We start from the raw sequence: 20,270 nt of genomic DNA on the forward strand, positions 1-20,270 counted from the left end.
CGGGCGGATTGGCGCAGATCCCGCTCGCCGCGGCCGGTCCCCGCGCGCGCGTTACGTGCGGGACCTCGGGCGACCTGTTTAGACTCTGCGTGCGCGCCTTGTTCCGCTCCGTCGTCGGCGAGGAGGCTCCTGCAGTGGTGGCCACACGCATCACCCTGGTGTCGACGTTCGCCCCCGATCATTGCGGCATCGCCGGCTACACGAGCTACCTCGGTGCGGCACTGCTGGCCGAGGACGGCGACGCCGAGGTCACCGTCGTCACGCCGAGCCCGGCCGCGCCGTACGACGACGGGCGGTTCCGGGTGGTCCCGGCCGTGGTCGACGGCACCGACTACCCGTCGGAGATCGCCCGGGCGGTGGCGGCGACTCGGCCCGACGTCGTCCACATCCAGCACGAGTTCGGCATCTTCGGCGCCGACGAGCGGTTTCCCCGGCTCCTGAGCGCACTGGCGCGCGCCGGATCACCGACGGTGGTCACGATGCACACCGTCCACACCGACCTCAGCGTCGACCTCGGCTGTGGATGGTCCCGCGGGTTCTCGCTGCGGGGCGTATCCATCGAAGCCCACCAGCGGGCGATCGGGGAGCGGGCGGGTCTGGTCGTCGTGCACCACGACCGGTCGATGCGCCAGGCCCTCGTCCGGCAGGGGGTGCCGGACGACGCGGTGGTGACGATCCCGCACGGGACGCTGCACCCGGCGCCGGGGACGTTCCCGGTCGCCTCGGCCCCGGCCGGACGCCCACTGCTGGTCGCTCCCGGATATCTCCGGCGTTCCAAGAACCTCGACGTGGTCATCGACGCCTTCGCCCTCATTGCCGCCGAGCGCCCGGACGCCCGGCTGTGGGTCGGCGGGTACCTGCGCGAACCCGGCCCGGAGGCGCTCGCGTACCTCGACTCCTGCGTCGACAAGGCGCACCGGGCCGGGGTGGGCGATCAGCTCGTGGTGACACGGGAACCGGTCCCCGAGCCCGTGCTGAGTGCGGCTCTGGCCGCCGCCGACGTGGTGTTCTGCGTGTACGACGAGGACACCCGCTCGGCCAGCGGCATTCTGCACCGCGCCCTCGGGGCCGGTGCGATCGTGGTCGCGTCCCGGCGGCCCAAGTTTCAGGAGCTGGCGGAGGTGTGTGACGAACTGCTCGTCGACCCTGGACGGCCGGTGGAACTCGCGAGGCTGGCCGAGCGGATCCTCGACGACGACGGGTTCCGCGCCGCGGTGCGCGCGCCACTGCGGCGACTTGCCCGGCGTACGGCGTGGCCCGTGGTCGCACGCGCCCACCTGGACACGTACGCCCGGCTCGCGCCGCGGTGGGCCCCTGGAAACCGGCCGGCGCCCGCGTACAGCGGCCGATAGCGGGCCTCGTCGCCATGCGTGACCTGATCCAGGACGAATTCGCGGAGCCGCCCGCCGACCGGGCACTGCACGACGAGCCGCTCGTCGTGCACCGCCACGCCGGGCTCACCGACTGCGCGACCCTTGTGGTGTTCGTCCACGGCCTCGGCGGCCGCCGGTACGGCACGCGTCCGACCTGGGGAGAATTCCCCCGCCTGCTCTTCCAGGAACTCCCCGACGTCGACGTCGGACTCTACGAGTACGTGTCCCTGCGGGGCCGGGTGAAGTTATGGCGCTCGGTCGACCTGGCGGTCGAGGCCGAGGTGCTGGCCGGAGTCCTGCGGCAGGCGAGCACGTACCAGCGGATCATCCTCATCGGGCACAGCATGGGCGGCCTGTTGTGCAAGGCGGCCGTCCGCTTCCTGATCGACTCCGGGGAGTTCCGGCACCCACCGTATGTGTCCGGCCTGATCATGATGGCGACCCCGCAGGCCGGATCTCTGCGGGTGCCGCGCCTGGCCGGCCGGCTGACCAAGGACGGCCGGGCCATCGTCGCGCACGGTGCGCTGGTCACCCAGCTCAACACGTTCTTCACGACCCGGGTGGTGCTCGACGGCTCCGAGCCGGGCCCTGATCGTGAGTCCCTGCCGACGTGGGGGGTGCTGGGCGCGTCGGACTTCTGGGTCGACACCCTGAGCGCGAGCCTCGGGCTGCCGATGAACCGCACCCGCCGGGTACGCGGCAGCCACACGTCCATCGTGAAGCCCGCGACGCGTGACGCCGACGCGTACCGTTTCGTCGCCGACCGCGTCCGGCAGCTCGTCGGGCCGGGCAGCGCGGCCGCCACCTCCGCGCCGGAACTGCCCCGCCGGGACGGCGTACCCGGCGTCGGCGTCTTTCTCGACCGGCGGGAGCTGCGCGCGGAACTGGCGTCGTTCGTCGCGGACCGCCACCAGCGCCTGTTCCTGCTCACCGGCCCGCCGGGCTGGGGCAAACGCACCATCGCGGCGAAAGTGGTCGACGAGCACCGGGCAACGTTCGACGACGTCCTCTGGATCGACTGCACCGAGGGACGCGACACGGTGAGCGCGTTCCTGGGCCAGCTGCACGCCATGCTGAGCGAGCAGGGCGACAGCGCGCTGGAAGGCCACTGGCACCACCGCGACCCCGAATCGCTGCCCGCGATCGTCCAGCGGCTGATGGCCGCGCTCAACCGCAAGCGGTACCTGGTCGTACTCCATCGCGTCGAGCGATGGCTGGACGCCGACGGCGCGATCCGCGACGAGGCACTGCGGACCGTCCTGCTGCGGCTGCTGACCCGCGTCAACGCCGCGAAGATCCTGGCGACCAGCGACGTGTTCCCGCGATTCGATCCGAGCGGGATCGAGGTGCCGCTCGGTGCCATGGTCGAACGCAAGGTCGGCGGACTCGACGACGAGGCGGCTGTGCACCTGTTACAGGCCTGCGGGCTGCGGTCGGCCGACGAGCAGCTGCTGCGGCGGGCAGCAGCACGGTACGGCGGGATGCCGGCCGCGCTGCGCACCGTCGCCGACCTCGTCGTGCGCGGTCACCGCCCGCTGGACCAGGTTCTGGGTTCGACGGAGGTGGAAGCGGCCGTGGACGACCTGATCAGCCAGTCGCTGGCCGACCTGCCGCCGGGCGCGCGCGAGGCGCTGGAGCGTCTCGCCGTGCTGCGCCGCGCGGTCCGCCGGGCCGACCTGCCGCGACTGGGCGGCACGATGCAGGACGCGGTGCCCCTGCTGGCGCAGCGGTTCCTGGTCGAGGTGGACATCGGCAACGACACCGTCCGGATCGCGGAAGCCGCCCGCAGTGCGGTGCTGGGCGCGATCCCGGCGGACACCGTCACGCGGCTGCACCGTACGGCGGCCCACTTCTACGCGCGGGACCCTCGCCCGCCCCGCCCCGGCGACCTGGCCGCCGCGGAGGCCGCCCTGGAGGAGGTCTTCCACCGGAACGAGGCGGGCGAGACCGAGCCCGCGTCACAGGCGCTGTGGTGGGCCGGGCATGCGCTGCTCACCTGGGGATACGCCGATGTCGTCGAGCGGGAGGCCCGGCGCATCGCGACGTCGACCGACCCTGCCGCCCACGCCCGCGCCGCGTTCCTGCTCGGCGAGGTCGCCGACCTGGCAGGCCGGTACGACACGGCCGCCGCACAGTTCTCGGACAGCCGGCAGACCGGCACCGCGGCCGGTCTCTGGCCGATCGTCACCCTCTCGGCGTACCGGCTCGGACGCATCGCCTCCGCTCGGGGCCGCCTGGCCGAAGCCGCGGAGCTGCTGACCCGGTGCATCGCCCTGTGTGAGCAGCACGCAGTGACCGACGGATGGGCCGGCGCCCTGCTCAGCCTCGGCTGGGTCGAACGGCAGCAGGGCGCGCCGGACGACGCGGTCGAGCGGCGGTGCGCGCAGGCGCTCGCGCGAGCCCGCGACACCGATCCCCAGGTCGAGGCGTCGGCCCATCGCGAACTGGGGTATCTCGCCTGGACCCGCTTCCACCGGGAGGACGACGCACGGCAGCACCTCGCCCAGGCGAAGGCGATCAGCGAGCGTCACCACGACGTCAAGGAACTCGGTGCCGTCCACACCACGCTCGGCTACCTCGAGGTGCAATGGGGTGACATCGACGCGGCGATCGACGACCTGTGGGCCGCCGTGGACATCGCCAAGAAGATCGGCGACGCCCACCTGCTCGCCTCGGCGTACGACCACCTGGGCCAGGCGTGGGAGCGGCGCGGCGAACTCACCGGCGCCGAGGACTGGTACGGCCGGAGCCTCGACACGCAGGTGGACATCGGCAATCCGAGCGGCCGGGCCGTCAGCCACCTCCACCGCAGCCGGGTGCGCCGGCTCCAGGGCCGCCGGGCTGAGGCCGCCGCCGACCTGTTCGCCGCGAAGCGGCTGGCCGGAGCGTACGGAATCACCGAGCTCGGCGGCCGGATCGAGGAGGAGGAGCAGCACAGCCACCCGTCGGTTTGAACCGCTGCGCGGCGCGGGCCGTAGCTCCGAATGGTTCACGCTTGTGCGTGCCGGTGGCCCGGTCCGCCCGGCACCCGACGGAGAGGAGCTTCCGTGCCCCGGAGACTCGAGGCAGGTCAGTGGTCGGCGACCGGCTGCGTGGCCGTCGCCGTCCTGCTCGCCCTCACGGCGTGCGCGCCGACCACGGCGAGCGGCGCGGCCACGCCGCGCGAGACGACCGCGACAGGATCCTCGGGTACGCAGCGAGACGGCTCCTCCGAAAGCGGCGGCATCGACCCGGAGTGCACAAAAGCCACCAAGGTGACGATCGTGGGGAAGGCGTCCACCGAACCGTACGCGTTCAGCCCCCGCAAGCTGACCGTGCGCCGCGGCGGCTTCCTGGCCGTCACCAACAAGTCCGACGAGGTCCACGCACTGGCGACCACGCCGGACGCCGGGATCGTCACCAGCGTGCTCGACGTGAAGGAACGCCAGGTCATCCAGTTCCCGAAGACCGGCACGTTCACCGTGCAGAGCGCCGACGGCGCGGCGCTCCGGGTGACCGTCGCCGGTGAGAGCGGGTGCGGGACACCGAAGCCCACCCTGACCTTCACCGGCAATTCCACGGTCGCCCCGGCGAAACTGTCGCTGATTGCCACCGAAAACTTCACGGTCGTCAACGAGTCGGGCACCGCGCAGACCGTGATGTGTACGCCGGACCCGGGCGGGAACGGGGACAACTCGCGGCTGGACGCCGGCGAAACCCAGCTCCTCGCGATCGACAAGCCCGGCCGGTACACGTGTGCCAGCGTCCAGCACCCGCGCGCGAAAGCTACCATCACCGTCCACGAGGGATGACAAGCACCAACAGATGGTGGGGGTTCCGTGGAGCTGGCGATGCAATTCGTCTCCCAACGCGCGGTCCGCAACGACGAGGGACAGCTCTCCGATGACGACGTACACGACCTGGTCCTGCTCGACACCGTGACGGGTCGTCGTCGGCAGCTCGTCGACGGTGTTTTCTGGGGCACGCCTCGCTGGTCCCCGGATGGCCGGAGGGTGCGATTCGAGATGCGGCTGCCCGGCATCGGGTTCGTGTGGCGCGAGGTGGACGTCGACACGGGCACCGTGCACGAGGTCGAATCCGACGCGCCGGACGGTACGGCGCTGCCCGGGTTCTACGACCTCGCCTCCGTCTCCCCGGGCGGACGATGGATCGTCTACCGGCACGAAACCTCCATGCTCTGCGTGGCTCGCGCGGATGGGTCGGACGTGTTCGCGCTGAAACTCCCGTTCTTCTATCTCGCCGCCCAGGCGTACTGGTCCCCGTGCGGGACGAGACTCGCCGTGGATCTGGCCGGGTGTGAGGACGCCGGCGTCTATGTGATCGACCTGCGCACCGGCGCGCATCGCCGCGTGTCCCCGGGGCGTGGCGATCGAGCCGCCGGGTGGCCGAACCACCACGTCAGCGGGTGGTCGCCGGACGGAACATGGGTCGTCGTCACCAAGGTGTGGTGGCACGACCCGGAGACCTGCGACTACTCATTGCGCGAGCTCTGGCTGCTTCCCACCGATGGCACGGAAGCGAAGCAACTCACCGACGACGGACGTTGCCACAATGCTGCGATCCGGCCGACGGGTGACGCGCCGGCCGGGACCGCCGAGGACGAGCTGACGTTCGCGTGGGCCCAGGCGCTGCGCCGCGCCGATGACCGGCCCGCCGCGGGTGAGGCCTTCGCCGCGCAGATCCGGGTTGATCTCCAGGCGGCGCGCCCGCGGTACACGATCCTGCTGATGGTCCGCACCGGCGACGGGATGAGCTACCCGACGGTCGCCGACTGCGAAAGCGTCCCGGACGGGTTCGCGCAGCTCGACGCGTATCTGGCAGCGAACGACTACCGGCCGGGTGACCGGTTCACCGTGGTGTTCCCGCGGTATGCGACCGACGACCCGAGCCAGGATCTGACCGTGCTGCACATCGCGCACCTCATTCTGGAGGAGACGAAGACGCGCATGTGGGCGTTCGATCGCGACGTTCCTGCGCCGCCGGACTGACCGGTCAGGCCGGCTCGCCGTCCGGGATCCACGACCCGTGGAAGCCCGCGGGCACCCGCCTGGGCAGCTGCACCTCGGCCACCGGCGCGGCGGTCAGGTCCCTGGCATCGTGCACGAGCAGCCGTGACGGCACGGCGGGATCGGTGTGGGTGGCGATCGAGATCAGCCAGCCCTCGTCCTCGCCGCTGCCCGCATCGGCCGGCACGAACACGGCCTCGCCGGCCCACCAGTCGTCGCCGATCCCGTGCCGTTGCACGGCGCCGGACACATTGTCGTACTTGACGATCGTGTGGCGGTCGACCGCGTACAGGTAGCGGTGGGGGCGGCCGACAGTCCGGTCGTCGACCGTGGGGAACTCGACGTTCTGGTCGTCCAGCTGCTGTTCGCTCACCCGGCCGCTCGCGGGGTCGAGCGTCCACCGGTGCAGCACGCTGTTGCCGGACTGGGCGGCCTGCCTGGCGTCGGGCGCACCGCCGATGGTCGTCCACGCCGACATCCACGCGGCCCGGCTGTAGCGGACGGCGTCGAGCACGATGCGGCCCTGCGCGTCCTCGTGGGCGTTGCCGACGTGGAAGACGTAGCACGGCGAGACCTCGAACCACCGCACCGGTCCACCGTCCTTGGACATCACGCCGATCCGCGGCCGATAGCCGTCGCTCCATTCGAACGGCAGGCCCATGCCGATCCGTTCCGGCTGGAACACCACGGGCAGGTCCAGCCAGACGACGTGGTGGGCGGTGATCGCGAAGTCGTGCATCATCGTCGGCCCGCCGACCTCGACCGGGAAACTCGTGATCAGCTGCCCGTCGGCGCAGAGCCGGTGGTACGTCAGGAACGGCGGCCGGATGCCGTACCCGAACAGGTGCAGCTCGCCGGTGACCGAGTCCTCCTTGGGGTGGGCGGTCATCGCGGTCGTCAGCCGGCCCTCGAAGTCGCACGGCCCGACCGTGTCCAGCTCGCGCGTCACCTCGTACGGAAAGGAGCTCTCGACCAGGGCGAAGAGCTTGTTGCTGTGCGCGACGACGGACGTGTTCGCGTATCCGACCGTCAGGTCGCGGCTGCCGTCCTCGCGGAACGGCTGGCCGCCTTCCAGCCGCCGCGTGCGCACCCAGCGGTTGCGGTACCACTCCGCGCGGCCGTCGCGCAGCCGTACGCCGTGCAGCATGCCGTGGCCGGTGAACCAGTGCCCGCTGTCCTCGCCGGGCTTGGGGTTGGGGCCGTTACGGACGTAGCGGCCGGTCAGCTCGCGGGGCAGCGCACCGACGACGGTCAGGTCGACGGCGTCGATCTCGTCGGGCACCGGGGCGAGGCTTCCTTGCAGGTAGCTCGGGGTTTGTTCGCTCATGCTCCGAACGTTGACATGTACGAGCCGACATGCCAATCCGTACATGTGAAAGTGGACTGGATACACTCCGCGTATGTCCCTTCGCCATGCGTTGCTCGGGTTGCTCGTCGAGCGCCCGCAGACCGGCTACGACCTGAGCAAACGGTTCGAGCGGGTCCTCTCCCGGTACGCGTGGCACGCCAGTCACAGCCACATCTATCCGGAACTGCGCAAGATGACGGCCGACGGGCTGATCGAGGTGGTCGGCGAGGGTGCGCGCGGCAGCCGGACGTACGGCATCACCGCGCGCGGTGCCGACGAGTTCCGCGAGTGGATGTTCGCGCGCAAGGACTCGCCGACGCGTAGCGAGGAGATCCTGCGGCTGTTCATGCTGTCCGCGCTGAACACCGACGACATGCGCGCGCTGCTCGACGACGTGGTGGAACGCGCGGAAGCGGGCATCGCCGATCTGACCGACGCGATCGAGCGCACCGAGTCGGAAGCCGGGCCGGGCGACCGGCCGCCGTTCGGCCGCTTCGCCGCCGAGTTCGGCCTGCGGTGGCATCAGCTCCAGCGGGACTGGGCACAGTGGGCCACTCGTGAGCTGGACGACGAGCGCCGCCGGTGATATTGGGTTGTCGGCCGACGGCCGGGCTTGCGATTCTGATCGCGGCCCCGGCGGCTTCAGAAGTACGCGCTTCCGCAGCGGATGCATTGGCGATCAAACCACGCTGATCCGTTGTCCTCCCGGCGACCGATCCTTCACATCGGAACCGCTCCGGGGCCGCCCCAACGTCCTATCCCGGGGGGTGTGACCCCGGTGCAGAGGTGAATCATGTCCCAAGCTGAAGAGATGATCGTCCACAGCGGATTCCGTGGCCTGCGGTACGTCGACGGCCGCTTCGATCAGGTGCTCGAGCCGGGCCGCTACGAGCTTCCCCGCCGCCGCTTTCCGGGTACGCGTGTGCCGCGTGTCGTGATCGTGCCGATCGATGTGCGCGAGCGGGAACTGAACATCAAGGGCCAGGAGATCCTCACGGCCGACAAGGTCGCCGTGCGGGTCAACATCATCACGCAGTTCCGGGTGATCGATGCGCAGGCGGCCGTGGAGCAGGTCGCCGACTATCAGGACCGGATCTACAGCGACGTCCAGCTCGCCGCCCGGCGTTCGCTGGCGTCGATGACGCTCGAGGCGATCCTGACCAACCGCAACCAGCTCAGCGAGGACATCCTGCGAGACGTCGAGGGCATCTCCACCGGCTACGGCGTACGGATCATCCGGGCCGACGTGAAGGACCTGGCCTTCCCGGGCAATCTGCAGGAGATCATGAACCGGGTTCTCACGGCGCAGCGCATGGCGGAGGCCCAGATGGTTGAGGCTCGTACCCGTGCGGAGCGTGAGGCGCTGGAGGCGAGCTCCAAGGCGGACGCCGAGCGGGTCGCCGCTCAGGCCCGGGTCGAGTCGACCCGCCTGGCCGCCGAGGCCGATGCCGAGGCGCAGCGGATCCGGGCCGACGCCGAGGTGGACGCGCTGCGCCGGCTGGCCGCTGCCGCTGAGGCGTACGCGCAGCACCCGGCGCTGCTTCGGCTGCGTGAGCTGGAGACCCTGGGCTCGCTCGGGTCGAATGCGTCGGCGCGCCTCTACATCGGTTTCGACAAGCACAGTGACCGCCTCGGCGCCGAGTGAGTGTTCCTGCCGTGGTGGATCCGCGCCCGTCCGCGGATCCACCGGGCAGCCGACTTGACGCGCAGATACTAAGCGCGCATACTAATGGCATGAAGACGATCGCCACCGCAGAAATCACCACCGACGTCCCCGCTGCCGCCTTCTTCGAGCGCTGGGCCGACGTCGCCACCTGGCCGCAGTGGAACACCGACACCGAGTGGGTGCGCCTCGACGGACCGTTCCGGACCGGCACCACCGGGCGGCTCAAGCCGAAGGGCGGCCCGGCCACCAAGTTCGTCATCACGTCGCTCGTTGCGGAGCGTGAATTCACCGACGTCTCCCTGCTGTTGGGCGCGCGACTGACGTTCCAGCACCTCGTGACCGAGGATTCCCGCGGCCGCACCGTCGTCGCGGTGCAGGTCACGATCACCGGTCCGCTCGCGTTCCTCTGGACCGCCGTGCTCGGCAAGGGCATCGCGGCCGGGCTCGGCGGCGACCTGGCGCGGCTCGAGGCGGCAGCGCGCACGGCGGGAGTGTCGGCATGAGTCACTGGCTCGGTGTGGTCTGCCGTGACCACGTCCGGCGCGGCACGCAGTTGGGTATCGCCCAGCTCGGTCACGGCAAGCGGGACGGGCTCGCCCGGCTCGCCGCCGGTGACTGGCTCGTCTACTACTCGCCCCGGACGAGTCTGCGCGGCGGCGTACCGCTGCAGGCGTTCACCGCGATCGGCGTGGTCGCCGACGACGAGATCTGGCAGGCGGACGAGGGCACGTTCCACCCGTGGCGGCGCCGGGTCAACTACCTGCCGGGCGCCATCGAGACGCCGATCCGGACTCTGGGTCTGGGCCTGACCGCCCAGCCCGGGTGGGGCACCCAGCTGCGTCGCGGCCTCGTGCGGCTCACCGACGACGACTTCCGACGTATTCACACCGCGATGCAGGCCCAGCCGGTTCCGGCATGAGTCTGGCCACCCGGCATGACAGCCCCGACGACAGCCCTGGTCTGCTGATGTGGCAGGTCACCAACCGGTGGCAGGCCGCACAGCGGGCGGCCCTGAAACCGTTCGACATCACCCACGTGCAGTTCGTGCTGCTGGCTACGCTCACGTACCTGCAAGCGTCCGGGCCGGTCACCCAGAAGACCCTCGCCGGCATGGCCGCCACCGACCCGATGATGACCTCGCAGGTGCTCCGCGCGTTGGAGAGCCGCGACCTCGTGCATCGGCCCGCTCATCCCACCGACCGGCGGGCCCGGGCGGTGGCCGTCACGCAAGCCGGTCGCGACCTCGCCAACCAGGCGGTCGTCGCGGTCGAAGCCTGCGACGCCGCGTTCTTCGCCGGCCTCGGCGACAACCTGCCCGCATTCACCAGCGCCCTGCGCACACTGCGCGAAACCTGAGTTGATCGAGCCGTCGTCCATTCCGGCACCCGCGGCGCTGACCGCGCGCTGTCCGGTGCTGCCGAACGCGTTGAGTGCGCCGGTTGTTGCTGTACGAGCGCGGGAACTGTTACTCCGACGGTTGTGCCTGCAGCGCGGCCAGGTACGACCCCGGCCGTGCGGGCAGCACCTGGCCCTCGCGGAACACGTGCGGCTCGATGTGCAGCTGGCCGGACGGCATGTCGGCCTTGGCGATCCACTGCACGAGCACGCTCACCCCTCGCGGCAGTGCGAGCAGCTGGACAAGGCCCGGCAGGTTCGCGGCGACCGCCATCAGTGGCACGAGGCTCCGCCGGCCGTGGTCGTGGTCCTCCGGGCACGTGAGTGACCACCCGGAGAAGCCCTCGGACGCGTCATCGAGGCGCACCATGAAGACCGGCCCGGCCTCCAGCGCGCAGTCGGCAGCCATCACCAGCTCGTCCTGGGTCGGGAAGTCGAGCTCGTCGAGCAGCCCGACACTGTCGTTGATCTCGCGCTGGCACCACAGGTCCCGCAACGCGCGATCGACCGAGTCGGTCCACTCCACGTCGGGCGCGATGACCCGCTCCTTGACGCCGAGCGTTCCGTCGCCCCGGTCGAACAGGAGCAACGTCGCCCATCCGAGCCGGACGCCCTCGCCGGCCCGGAATCGGGTTCCGCCGGCGACCCGGCCCTCGAAGTAGTCGACGAGGACCCGATGGATGTCGGGGATCGGCGACTCCCGGGTCAGATGGAACGTGATCTCGGGGTGACCGAACCGGGCGCAGTCGGACGTGCGGCGGGTGAGCATCCGCGCATCTTAGGTGCCCCCGCGCATCCGATCGACGACACGCGGTCGAGTTGATCGCGTTTCCGGCGAACATGATGTATGTACGGTGTGGAAGGTGCCGCACGGTCCATGTAGATATGCCTAATTTGCCGGGGGGATCTGTGGAGGCGACGACAGCGCCTGCGACACGGCGGCGGCTGCTCATCGGCAAGGGCTGGGTCCAGGCCGCCGCGCTCATCTCGATGTGCGGGTTCTTCGTCCTGGTCCTCATGGGCTTCCAGGCGTACCGGCAGGGGCCGCCGGTGCCGCAACGGGTCGTCGCGGACAACGGCCAGGTCGTCTTCACCGAATCCGACGTGCGGGCCGGCCAGGAGGTCTTCCTGCGCAACGGGCTGATGGAATACGGCTCGATCTTCGGCCACGGCGCCTACCTCGGCCCGGACTTCACTGCCGACTATCTGCGCCGCTCGGCTCTGGCGGTGCGCGACAGCTACGGCGGACCCGCCTCGGACACCGCAGCGCAGCGGACCCGCGACGACTTCAAATCCAACCGGTACGACACGAGCACCGGCACGCTGACCATCTCCGCGGCGCAGGCGGCGGCGTTCCACACGCTGATCGACCATTACGCGCAGACGCTGGGCAACCCGGCCGGCAAGACCGGACTGCGCCCCAACGCGATCACCAACCCTGTGCAGGTACGGCAGCTCACCGCGTACTTCGCGTGGAGCGCATGGTCGGCGTCCACGCAGCGGCACGGAACCAACCACAGCTACACGAACAACTGGCCGCCGGAACCGCTGGTCGGCAACAAGCCCACCGCCGACGCGGTCGTGTGGAGCGTGCTCAGCCTGATCGCGCTGCTCGGCGGTACGGGGGCGCTGTTCGCCGCGTTCGGCCGGTGGAACTGGCTCGGCTGGCACGGCCGTGACCAGCAGGAACTGCGCTTCCGCGATCCGCTGAAGGTGCGGCTCACCGGCGCCCAGCGGGCCACCGCGTGGTTCTTCTTCACCATGGCCGCGCTGTTCCTGGTGCAGACACTCGTCGGGGCCGCCTCCGAGCACTACCGGGCCGACCTGTCCAGCTTCTTCGGTATCCCGTTGGACCACTGGCTGCCCTACAACCTGGTGCGTACCTGGCACGTGCAGCTCGCCCTGCTGTGGGTGTCGACCTCGTTCCTGGCCGCCGGGATCTTCCTCGTACCCATGATCACCCGCAAGCCGGACCCCAAAGGCCAGGCGTTCCTGGCCTACGCGCTGCTCGGCGCGCTGGCCATCGTGGTGGTGGGCTCGCTGGCGGGCGAGGCGATCGGCATCCACGGTGGACTGCAGGGCGCGTGGCACTGGCTGGGCATGCAGGGTTTCGAGTACCTCGACCTGGGCAAGCTGTGGCAGATCCTGCTCACCATCGGCATGGTCTTCTGGGTGGCGATCCTCTGGCGTGGACTGCGCGGCCGGCTGGCCACCGAGAGCCGGGCCAACATGCCGTGGCTGTTCTTCTTCGCGGCGCTCGCGCTGCCGCTGGTGTACGCCACCGGACTCATGGCCAACCAGAGCGACAACTTCGTCATCACCGACTACTGGCGGTTCATGGTCGTCCACCTGTGGGTGGAGGACTTCCTGGAGCTGTTCACCACGGTCATGGTCGCGTACGTCTTCGTCCTGCTCGGCGTCGTCCGCGAGCGGATCGCCCTGACGGTGATCTTCCTCGACATCGTGCTGTACAGCGCGGGCGGGGTCATCGGCACCGCCCACCACTGGTACTTCAGCGGTGCGCCCGCCCAGACGCTGGCGCTCGGGGCGTTCTTCTCCGCCTTCGAGGTGATTCCGCTGACGTTCCTGACCGTCGAGGCGTGGAGCTTCATCCGCCTCGGCGCCCGCCAGGAAGCCCGCAGCGCCGCGGCGTTCCCCCACCGCTGGGCGGTCATGTTCCTGGTCGCGGTCGGCTTCTGGAACTTCCTCGGCGCGGGCGTCTTCGGTTTCCTCATCAACCTGCCGATCGTCTCCTACTACGAGATCGGCACGGCGCTGACCGCCAACCACGGCCACGCCGCCATGATGGGCGTCTACGGCATGCTGGCCCTCGGGTTCGCCGTGTTCGCCCTGCGCTACCTGGTGCCCGCCCAGCGGTGGAACGACAAGCTCGTCAAGGTCAGCTTCTGGAGCCTGAACATCGGCCTGGCCTGGATGGCGTTCGTGACGTTGCTGCCGCTGGGCATCCTGCAGCTCTACCACTCCGTGGACGCCGGCTACTTCGAGGCCCGTTCGATGGAGTTCCTCACCAACGACACCAACACGCTGTTCGAGTGGCTGCGCCTGCCCGGCGACGTGGTGTTCATCGTCGGTGGCGTGCTGCCCCTGCTCTGGCTGGCCTTCCAAGGGCTGCGCGGTGGCCGCGCGGAGGCGCCCGACGGCGCCGCGGTGCCGTCCACCCGGGACGGAGAGGCTGCGGAACTGATGCTGTTCACCGAGGTGGAGCGGCCGGAGCCGGACGAGGCCACCGCCGCCGGCAAGCTGTCCGGGCGGTGACCGGCATGCCGTTCGAGGTCACGTTCGCCGCCGTGTACGCCCTGCTGCTGACCGCCGGGGCGGTCGGCCTGCACCGCCTGGGCCGCCGCGACCCCAGCGCCTGGTCCAGCCGGATGCTGGCCGGTTACCGGGCACAACATCCGGACCCCGTGCCGGCCGCCCCACCGGACGCCTTCCCGCACCGCGACTCCGGCCGGCTGCACAGTGCGGTCGGCGCGGTCGCCTGCCTTGCGGCGCTGCTCGTGACGTCGGCCCAGATCGTCCGCCATCACCGGCCCGCCGAGGTGATCGTGCTGGGCGTCTGCGCCGCGGCATCGGGTGCCGTGCTGCGCCCGTTGGTGCGCGCGGCGCGGTCCCGGGCCGCCGTCGGCCCGCCCCCTGCCGTTCTCCCACCGGAGCCACGAATGCCTTCGGGCTCGCCGCGAGCTCCATCACCCGGCGTCGGGAACGATCACCCGGGATGATCGTCGCGCGGCGGCGGCCCGGCCTCCAGGGCGGCGCGGTCCCAGCCGCCAAGGTCGGCGGCGGCCCCGTACGTCGTGTCGAGGAAGTCGGTGAGCGTCGCGTCCGGGTCGCGTGCCGTGGCGACGGCTTCGTACGGCAGCAGGAACTCGCGGACGTCGCCCTGGTAGCGCGCGGCGCCCGGGTGGACCGCGTGGGTGGCGTACCCGGGCGGCTCGGGATAGGCGTACGCGTAGAACGCGCCCTCCTCGCCGCCGGGCCAGAATCCGCAACTCGCCAGCTCGTGCGAATAGCCCTCGCGCATGACGCGAGCGGGGCAGTTCGGCACCCCGCCGGGGTGCGGCGGTGCCGTGCGCCCCGAGAACCGGGTGCAGGCCAGATCCATGGCACCCCAGAAGAAGTGCACCGGGCTGGATTTGCCCACGAACCCGGACCGGAACTGCCCGATGACGCGCCCGGCCTGCAGCAGCTGATTCCAGTACAGCTGGACCGCGCGCGGATCGTACGAGGCGTGCTGCTCGTCGTCGGCGAACGGTACGGCGGGCTCCACCTCGTTGGGCGCGGCGTGGATGCGGGTCTGGATGCCCAGATCGGCGAGCGCGTCCATGGTCTCGGTGTAGAAGCGGGCCACCGGCTTCGGCGCCAGCCTCACCTGCCGGCGGCGACCGTCGGTCGTCCGCAGGTGCAACTGGTGGTCGAGGAAGTCGAATTCGATGTCGAACGCCGCGTCCCGGTACGGGATCGTGGAGGTCGTCAGGCCACGCGGGCTGACGTAGAGCGTGACGTGCCACCAGTGGTTGACCGGCGGTGTGTGCGCCATGCGGATCTTCCCGACGATCTGGGTCCACATGTGCACTGTGTCCTTGGTGTCGGCCCAGTCGTCGATCCGAAGCCGCGGCCACACCCTGGTCTGTGTCGTACTGTGCTTGGTCACCACGCCCTCCCGCGGATGCCGCTGGACGTCGAGCCGGACCGGGCACGACGGCGACCGCCGTGCGGGAGCGGTGGCGGGTGTGCCGGCACCACTCCCACGAATCGTAGACCCCGGCGGGCCGCGGGTCGCCGTACCCTGAGCGGATGACCGCGCCGTACCTGCACGTCCGGTATCCGACCGCGGCGGCCCGGCTGCCGTTTCGCCGGCTGGGCTGCGGCCCCACCCCGGTACGGCGGCTCGCCGGTGCACCCCAGGTGTGGATCAAGGACGACAGCGGGTACGGGACGATCTACGGCGGCAACAAGGTCCGCAAGCTGGAGTGGACCCTCGCGGACCTGCTCGGCCGCGGCCGGCGTACGGTCGTCACCGCCGGCGGGACGGGCAGCCACCACGCCGTCGCCGTGGCCCGGTACGCCGCCGCGGCCGATCTCCGGGTGGCCGTCGTCGCCGTGGAGCAGCCGTATGACGAGCATGTCGCCCGCCAGCTCGCCGCGGTGCTCGCGGCCGGCGCCCGGGTCCGCCGCGTCCGCACGGTTCCCGGCGGGTACGTCGCCGCGGCCCGATTCCTGGCCGAGGCCGCGGTGACCGGCCGGCGGCCGGCCCTGCTCCCGATCGGCGGCTCCAGCCCGCGCGGCTGCCTCGGCTACGTCGAGGCGGTGTTCGAGCTCGCCGACCAGGTGGCGCAGGGCGAACTGCCGGCGCCCCGGCGGGTGCTGCTGCCGGTCGGCTCCGGCGGCACGGCGGCCGGGCTCGCGCTCGGGCTGGCCCTGGCGGGCCTGCCCACCGAGGTGGTCGGCGTACTGGTCAACGACAAGACGCCGATGGGGCAGGCGCAGGTCCGGCGGCTCGGCGCCGCCGCGGCGCGGCTGCTGCGCCGGGCCGGAGCGGACCTGCCCGACGGTACGCCGCTGGCACCGTTGAGCGTGCGCCGCGACTGGCTCGGTCCCGGCTACGGCGTGGCCACCACCGACTCGACTGCCGCGGTCGGCTGGCTGGCCGAGCACGCCGGACTGGCGGCCGAACCGGTCTACACCGCGAAAGCGGCGGCGGCCGTACGGGCTCTGGTGGCCGACGGCACGGACGGCCCGTTGCTGTACTGGCACACCGCGGACCGGGGGAGCGGGGGATCCAGCCCGGCTCCCTGATGCGTAGGGTTGCGCGGTGGGCACGTCGCAGATCCTGATCGGCCTGGACCGTGGCAGCGCCGTACCCCTCCAGACCCAGCTGTGCGACCACATCGTCGACGCGGTGCGCACCGGCAAGCTGCAGCCCGGGGATCCGGTGCCGCCGAGCCGGCAGCTGGCGCACGAACTCGATGTGTCCCGGACCGTGGTGCTGCGCGCGTACGAGCTGCTGCGCGCCAACGGCGTGCTGGACGGCCGGCGCGGCTCGGGCACCCGGATCAGCAGCACTCTGCCCGGCGGGCAGGCGCCTGCCGGCTCTACCCGGACGTCCACACTGGCCCCCGAACCACCCGTGGCCGCGCCGGCCGACCATCCACTCTGGCAGCCGTGGCAACGGGCGGCGGACAACGCGGTCGACTTCCGGCACAGCACACCGGCGCTGGCGCAGTTCCCGATCTCCCGGTGGCGACGATCCGTGGACGAGGCGTTCACCCGGGCCGACGCGGCGCTGCTCGGCTACGGCCCGGCGGAAGGTTCACCGGCGCTGCGCGCGCAGCTGACGGCACTGCTGCGGCGCAGCCGGGCGCTGCTCGCCCCGGCCGACCGCATCCTGATCACCAGCGGCGCCACCCAGGCGATAGACATCCTGGTACGGCTGTTCGTCAAGCCCGAGGACGTCATCGTCATCGAGGATCCGAGCCACATGGTGTTGCGGCAGATCTTCGGGTACGCCCGCGCGGCCGTGGTGGCCGTCCCGGTGGACGAGCAGGGCCTGCGGGTGGACGACATCGACCGGCACGTACGCGCGGCCGGACACGAACCCGGCCGGGTGCGGCTGATCTACGTGACGCCGTCGCACCAGTTCCCGACCGGCTGCATCATGTCGCCGCGGCGTCGGCGTGACCTGCTGAGGTGGGCGGTCGCGCACGGCGCCACCGTGCTGGAGGACGACTATCACCACGAGTTCACGCGTACCGGCGAGCGGATCCCGGCGATCGCGGCCGACCCCGGCGACGCCGACGTGGCGTACGTGGGGAGTTTCAGCAAGACGCTGTTCCCATCGATCCGGATCGGTTACGCGGTCCTGCCGCCGCATCTCGTGCAGCCGTTCCTCGGGTTGAAGTGGATCACCGATCGGCTGACGGCCACGGTCACCCAGGAAGCCCTGGCCACGTTCATCTCCTCCGGCTCGTACGCCTGGCACATCGGCCGGATGGACCGGCTGTACCGGCAACGCCGGCGCCGCCTGCTGGACGCCCTGCACGGGCAGTTCGGCGGCGCCGTCCGGGTGAGCGGAGCGGACGCGGGCCTGCATGTGCTCGCCACCATCGGCGGGGTGCGTGGCGCCGACCCCGCCGAGATCGCCCGCCAGGCGCAGGCGCGCGGGGTGCTGGTCCACCCGGCGGCGGACTTCTTCCTCGGCCCGGCGCCGGATGATCCGACCTTCCTGCTCGGCTACGGGGCGGTGCCGGCCGAACGGATCAGTGAGGGTGTGGCGGCGTTCGCCGCGGCGGTGCGCGCGGTTTCCGGCCCTCGGTGAGATACGCGCCGATCGGAGGTGCCGCCGCGCCGCCCCGCCTCACGGGAGGGTGCCCGCGGCCACGGTCGCGGCGGCGAACGGGAATCCGGTGCGGACGGTGCGGTCGAGGCGCAGGCGGTGCACGCGCGGGCCATCCATCGCTGTCAGGGCGTCGCGGAGCCAGTCCAGTGCCGCGTCCACCTCCGCGGCATCGGCGTGATCCGCCGCCTCCACGGTGAGCAGGAGCCGATGCGGCCCGACGCCGGTGGCGACGCCGTGGCTCTGCCTCCAGTTCCAGCGCCGCGAGTGGGCCTGCCCACGGCGGTCGGCAAAGATCACCTCGCCGGGCTCCGGGTGCTCCGGGGCGTCCGGCCGGCCGAGCGGCAGAAACGTCTCCGAGCCGTCGGCAGGGCGTACCGTCAGCTCCTCGGCAACGTCGCCGACGTGGCAGCTCGCGACCGGCAGGCCGGTGGCCAGCGACACCGCGTTGCACAGGTCCACCAGCGCGTTGATCCGAGGCAGCCGGTCGCCCTTCGCGACCCGCCGGGCGATCGCCTCGGCGGCGCAGGGGAACCGGTTCGGGTTCAACCCGACCGCCCGGTACGCGTCGCGCCAGGCCGCGATCCCGGGCAGCGCCGCGACGCCGGCCTTGTCGAGGCGCCGTGCCTGAAAGGCGTCCTCGGCGGCGGCGAGCAGCAATTCCGACACCGGGTGGCCGGGCGGCACGTCGAGTGCGGGCACCGCGATGACGCCGAGCACGTAGTCCGGCACCCGCTGCAGCACGCGGTCGTCGATGGTGAACCGCGTACGGCCCGGGTCGGTCGGCTGTGGCATGGGACTCCTCAAAGGTCTGGTGCTTCCACGCCGGACCGTACGTCTGCAGGCCGGGCCGTGAGACGGCCAATGTCGCGACGTTCGGTGATGCCAATCGCGGTGCCCACGACGTGGGCACGGCTTGGATTTCGGCCGCCGATCGTCTTGTGTGGAGGGCGGCACTTTTCGCCGCAAACTCCTCGGAAGGAGCATGATGAGGTCCCGCATCGTCGCGGCCGTGGCCGTCGGCGCCTTGGCGGTTCTGCCCGCCGCGCCGGCCCTGGCCGCCACATCCAGGACGTTCGCCACGTCGGTCTCTGCCGTCTGCGACACCAGCACCGCGGAGTGGATCGTCGACTGGGCGATCACCAACCAGTCGGACACCACCGCGCTGCTCATCGTGGTGGAGTCGACCCCGACGGCCTCCCGCCTCGAATCCCTCCCGGCGACAGCGGGGGGCGCCACCACACACGCCATCCAGCGCATCCCCGGCGACAGCCCGGGAGCCCGTCTCTCCTACATCGCCGTGTGGACCGACTATCCGGGCGGCAGCTATATGAGCACCACGGAATTCACGGCCCCTGGCCCCTGCGAGCGGGCATAGATCCCCGTACGGGTTCGACGCGACGAGGGCGCCCGTGCCGGCGCCCTCGTCATGCGACTGCGGTGGGGCACACCGGCCGGACCGCATCGCCTGACCCGGGCGGTGTAGCAGTATGAACACCACAGCCTGGCAGAGGAGGGGAGCACCGATGCTCGACCTGGCACCGGCCGCACGTGAGGTGGCGACGCTGCTCGACGGCGTCGCAGACGATCAGCTCGACGATCCCACGCCGTGCGAGGACACCTCGGTGGCGGCGCTGCTGGCCCACCTGCAGGGGTTGTCCCTGGCGTTCACCTGGGCGGCCCGTAAGACACCCCCGCCCGAGGGCGCGGCCCCTCGCGCGGACGCCGCCGCGCTCGACCCGAACTGGCGGGCCGCGATCCCGCAGCGCCTCGATGAGCTGGTCGCCGCGTGGCGGGACGAGTCGGCGTGGGACGGCTTCACACAGGCGGGTGGCTTCACGTTGCCCGGCGACGTGGCGGGTCTGGTCGCGCTGGACGAACTGGTCATGCACGGCTGGGATCTGGCCAAGGCGACCAGCCAGCCGTTCGAGCCGGACGCGACGAGCGCCGCGGCGGTGCTGAGGTTCACGGAGGCGTCGGCGCGGCCGAAGAACGCCGCGCAGCGCGAGGGTTTGTTCGGTCCCGTCGTTGCCGTGCCGGAGGACGCCTCCGACTTCGAGCGGGCGCTCGGCTTCGCCGGACGGGATCCACACTGGCAGCCCGCCGCGCGCTGAACGCCTGATCCGGT

At 71.3% G+C, this 20,270-nt stretch carries 19 protein-coding genes; 15 read left to right on the top strand and 4 right to left on the bottom strand.

Annotated elements, in window-relative coordinates:
• The first annotated feature begins 89 nt into the window (after positions 1-89).
• From ACMCNK_RS02380 to ACMCNK_RS02395, 4 genes are all read left to right on the top strand, one after another.
• Positions 90-1,352 carry a glycosyltransferase gene (locus tag ACMCNK_RS02380; protein ID WP_412734718.1) on the top strand — a complete coding sequence of 421 codons (1,263 nt, stop codon included), beginning with the start codon at positions 90-92 and terminating at the stop codon, positions 1,350-1,352.
• Positions 1,353-1,366: 14 nt separating this feature from the next.
• The gene (locus tag ACMCNK_RS02385) at positions 1,367-4,327 is read left to right on the top strand and encodes an NB-ARC domain-containing protein (protein ID WP_412734719.1); all 2,961 of its coding nucleotides are present in this window, start codon (positions 1,367-1,369) and stop codon (positions 4,325-4,327) included.
• A 93-nt stretch (positions 4,328-4,420) separates the two neighbouring features.
• The gene (locus ACMCNK_RS02390; RefSeq protein WP_412734720.1) at positions 4,421-5,164 is read left to right on the top strand and encodes a hypothetical protein; all 744 of its coding nucleotides are present in this window, start codon (positions 4,421-4,423) and stop codon (positions 5,162-5,164) included.
• A gap of 39 nt (positions 5,165-5,203) precedes the next feature.
• On the top strand, positions 5,204-6,361 hold the full coding sequence (locus ACMCNK_RS02395) for a TolB family protein (protein ID WP_412734721.1): 1,158 nt from the start codon (positions 5,204-5,206) through the stop codon (positions 6,359-6,361).
• Positions 6,362-6,365: 4 nt separating this feature from the next.
• Here the strand turns inward: ACMCNK_RS02395 and ACMCNK_RS02400 are convergent, their stop codons facing one another.
• Complete coding sequence (locus tag ACMCNK_RS02400; RefSeq protein ID WP_412734722.1) at positions 6,366-7,706, bottom strand: carotenoid oxygenase family protein; 1,341 nt, start codon at positions 7,704-7,706, stop codon at positions 6,366-6,368.
• A gap of 73 nt (positions 7,707-7,779) precedes the next feature.
• On the opposite strand from ACMCNK_RS02400, the gene ACMCNK_RS02405 reads away from it, so the two are divergent.
• The 5 genes from ACMCNK_RS02405 (at position 7,780) to ACMCNK_RS02425 (ending at position 10,749) form a co-directional block, all read left to right on the top strand.
• On the top strand, positions 7,780-8,313 hold the full coding sequence (locus tag ACMCNK_RS02405) for a PadR family transcriptional regulator (RefSeq protein ID WP_412734723.1): 534 nt from the start codon (positions 7,780-7,782) through the stop codon (positions 8,311-8,313).
• 207 nt (positions 8,314-8,520) lie between these two features.
• On the top strand, positions 8,521-9,372 hold the full coding sequence (locus ACMCNK_RS02410; protein ID WP_412734724.1) for an SPFH domain-containing protein: 852 nt from the start codon (positions 8,521-8,523) through the stop codon (positions 9,370-9,372).
• Between the two features lie 89 nt (positions 9,373-9,461).
• Entirely contained in the window at positions 9,462-9,896 is a 435-nt protein-coding gene (locus ACMCNK_RS02415; RefSeq protein ID WP_412734725.1) for a hypothetical protein, read from the top strand.
• Positions 9,893-10,312 (top strand): EVE domain-containing protein, encoded by a 420-nt coding sequence (locus ACMCNK_RS02420; protein WP_412734726.1) that lies wholly within the window; start codon positions 9,893-9,895, stop codon positions 10,310-10,312. The genes ACMCNK_RS02415 and ACMCNK_RS02420 overlap by 4 nt, the downstream gene beginning before the upstream one ends.
• Complete coding sequence (locus ACMCNK_RS02425; protein ID WP_412734727.1) at positions 10,309-10,749, top strand: MarR family winged helix-turn-helix transcriptional regulator; 441 nt, start codon at positions 10,309-10,311, stop codon at positions 10,747-10,749. Before ACMCNK_RS02420 ends, ACMCNK_RS02425 begins: the two co-directional genes overlap by 4 nt.
• Positions 10,750-10,858: 109 nt before the next feature.
• Here the strand turns inward: ACMCNK_RS02425 and ACMCNK_RS02430 are convergent, their stop codons facing one another.
• Positions 10,859-11,557, bottom strand: coding sequence for a hypothetical protein (locus ACMCNK_RS02430; RefSeq protein ID WP_412734728.1), 699 nt, complete (start codon positions 11,555-11,557; stop codon positions 10,859-10,861).
• Positions 11,558-11,697: 140 nt separating this feature from the next.
• Between ACMCNK_RS02430 and ACMCNK_RS02435 the strand changes: the two genes are divergently transcribed.
• Together ACMCNK_RS02435 and ACMCNK_RS02440 are read left to right on the top strand one after the other, a co-directional pair.
• Positions 11,698-14,064, top strand: coding sequence for a nitric-oxide reductase large subunit (locus tag ACMCNK_RS02435; RefSeq protein WP_412734729.1), 2,367 nt, complete (start codon positions 11,698-11,700; stop codon positions 14,062-14,064).
• 5 nt (positions 14,065-14,069) lie between these two features.
• Positions 14,070-14,528, top strand: a complete 459-nt coding sequence (locus tag ACMCNK_RS02440; protein WP_412734730.1) for a hypothetical protein — start codon at positions 14,070-14,072, stop codon at positions 14,526-14,528.
• On the opposite strand, the gene ACMCNK_RS02445 is transcribed toward ACMCNK_RS02440, so the two are convergent.
• Complete coding sequence (locus ACMCNK_RS02445) at positions 14,516-15,460, bottom strand: DUF5996 family protein (RefSeq protein ID WP_412734731.1); 945 nt, start codon at positions 15,458-15,460, stop codon at positions 14,516-14,518. The two genes, ACMCNK_RS02440 and ACMCNK_RS02445, sit on opposite strands and share 13 nt — an antisense overlap.
• 143 nt (positions 15,461-15,603) lie before the next feature.
• Here ACMCNK_RS02445 and ACMCNK_RS02450 point away from each other — a divergent pair, with 143 nt between their 5' ends.
• Both ACMCNK_RS02450 and ACMCNK_RS02455 read left to right on the top strand, forming a co-directional pair.
• Positions 15,604-16,605 (top strand): pyridoxal-phosphate dependent enzyme, encoded by a 1,002-nt coding sequence (locus ACMCNK_RS02450; RefSeq protein ID WP_412734732.1) that lies wholly within the window; start codon positions 15,604-15,606, stop codon positions 16,603-16,605.
• Between the two features lie 16 nt (positions 16,606-16,621).
• Entirely contained in the window at positions 16,622-18,124 is a 1,503-nt protein-coding gene (locus tag ACMCNK_RS02455) for a PLP-dependent aminotransferase family protein (protein ID WP_412734733.1), read from the top strand.
• A 39-nt stretch (positions 18,125-18,163) separates the two neighbouring features.
• Here ACMCNK_RS02455 and ACMCNK_RS02460 read toward each other — a convergent pair whose 3' ends face one another.
• Positions 18,164-18,937: a B3/4 domain-containing protein gene (locus ACMCNK_RS02460; RefSeq protein ID WP_412734734.1), complete on the bottom strand. Its 774-nt coding sequence runs from the start codon at positions 18,935-18,937 to the stop codon at positions 18,164-18,166.
• 193 nt (positions 18,938-19,130) lie between these two features.
• On the opposite strand from ACMCNK_RS02460, the gene ACMCNK_RS02465 reads away from it, so the two are divergent.
• Both ACMCNK_RS02465 and ACMCNK_RS02470 read left to right on the top strand, forming a co-directional pair.
• Positions 19,131-19,520 carry a hypothetical protein gene (locus ACMCNK_RS02465; protein WP_412734735.1) on the top strand — a complete coding sequence of 130 codons (390 nt, stop codon included), beginning with the start codon at positions 19,131-19,133 and terminating at the stop codon, positions 19,518-19,520.
• 148 nt (positions 19,521-19,668) lie between these two features.
• Entirely contained in the window at positions 19,669-20,256 is a 588-nt protein-coding gene (locus ACMCNK_RS02470; protein ID WP_412734736.1) for a TIGR03086 family metal-binding protein, read from the top strand.
• Positions 20,257-20,270: the final 14 nt, after the last annotated feature.

Origin of the sequence: Krasilnikovia sp. MM14-A1259 (genome assembly GCF_047159535.1) — a bacterium.
GTDB lineage: Bacteria > Actinomycetota > Actinomycetes > Mycobacteriales > Micromonosporaceae > Actinoplanes.

Coding starts and splice junctions, on each gene's coding strand:
- ACMCNK_RS02425 (WP_412734727.1), top strand. CDS start 10,309: ATGAGTCTGGCCACCCGGCATGACAGCCCCGACGACAGCCCTGGTCTG.
- ACMCNK_RS02410 (WP_412734724.1), top strand. CDS start 8,521: ATGTCCCAAGCTGAAGAGATGATCGTCCACAGCGGATTCCGTGGCCTG.
- ACMCNK_RS02430 (WP_412734728.1), bottom strand. CDS start 11,557: ATGCTCACCCGCCGCACGTCCGACTGCGCCCGGTTCGGTCACCCCGAG.
- ACMCNK_RS02400 (WP_412734722.1), bottom strand. CDS start 7,706: ATGAGCGAACAAACCCCGAGCTACCTGCAAGGAAGCCTCGCCCCGGTG.
- ACMCNK_RS02395 (WP_412734721.1), top strand. CDS start 5,204: ATGCAATTCGTCTCCCAACGCGCGGTCCGCAACGACGAGGGACAGCTC.
- ACMCNK_RS02460 (WP_412734734.1), bottom strand. CDS start 18,937: ATGCCACAGCCGACCGACCCGGGCCGTACGCGGTTCACCATCGACGAC.
- ACMCNK_RS02420 (WP_412734726.1), top strand. CDS start 9,893: ATGAGTCACTGGCTCGGTGTGGTCTGCCGTGACCACGTCCGGCGCGGC.
- ACMCNK_RS02440 (WP_412734730.1), top strand. CDS start 14,070: ATGCCGTTCGAGGTCACGTTCGCCGCCGTGTACGCCCTGCTGCTGACC.
- ACMCNK_RS02465 (WP_412734735.1), top strand. CDS start 19,131: ATGAGGTCCCGCATCGTCGCGGCCGTGGCCGTCGGCGCCTTGGCGGTT.
- ACMCNK_RS02415 (WP_412734725.1), top strand. CDS start 9,462: ATGAAGACGATCGCCACCGCAGAAATCACCACCGACGTCCCCGCTGCC.
- ACMCNK_RS02450 (WP_412734732.1), top strand. CDS start 15,604: ATGACCGCGCCGTACCTGCACGTCCGGTATCCGACCGCGGCGGCCCGG.
- ACMCNK_RS02470 (WP_412734736.1), top strand. CDS start 19,669: ATGCTCGACCTGGCACCGGCCGCACGTGAGGTGGCGACGCTGCTCGAC.
- ACMCNK_RS02385 (WP_412734719.1), top strand. CDS start 1,367: ATGCGTGACCTGATCCAGGACGAATTCGCGGAGCCGCCCGCCGACCGG.
- ACMCNK_RS02405 (WP_412734723.1), top strand. CDS start 7,780: ATGTCCCTTCGCCATGCGTTGCTCGGGTTGCTCGTCGAGCGCCCGCAG.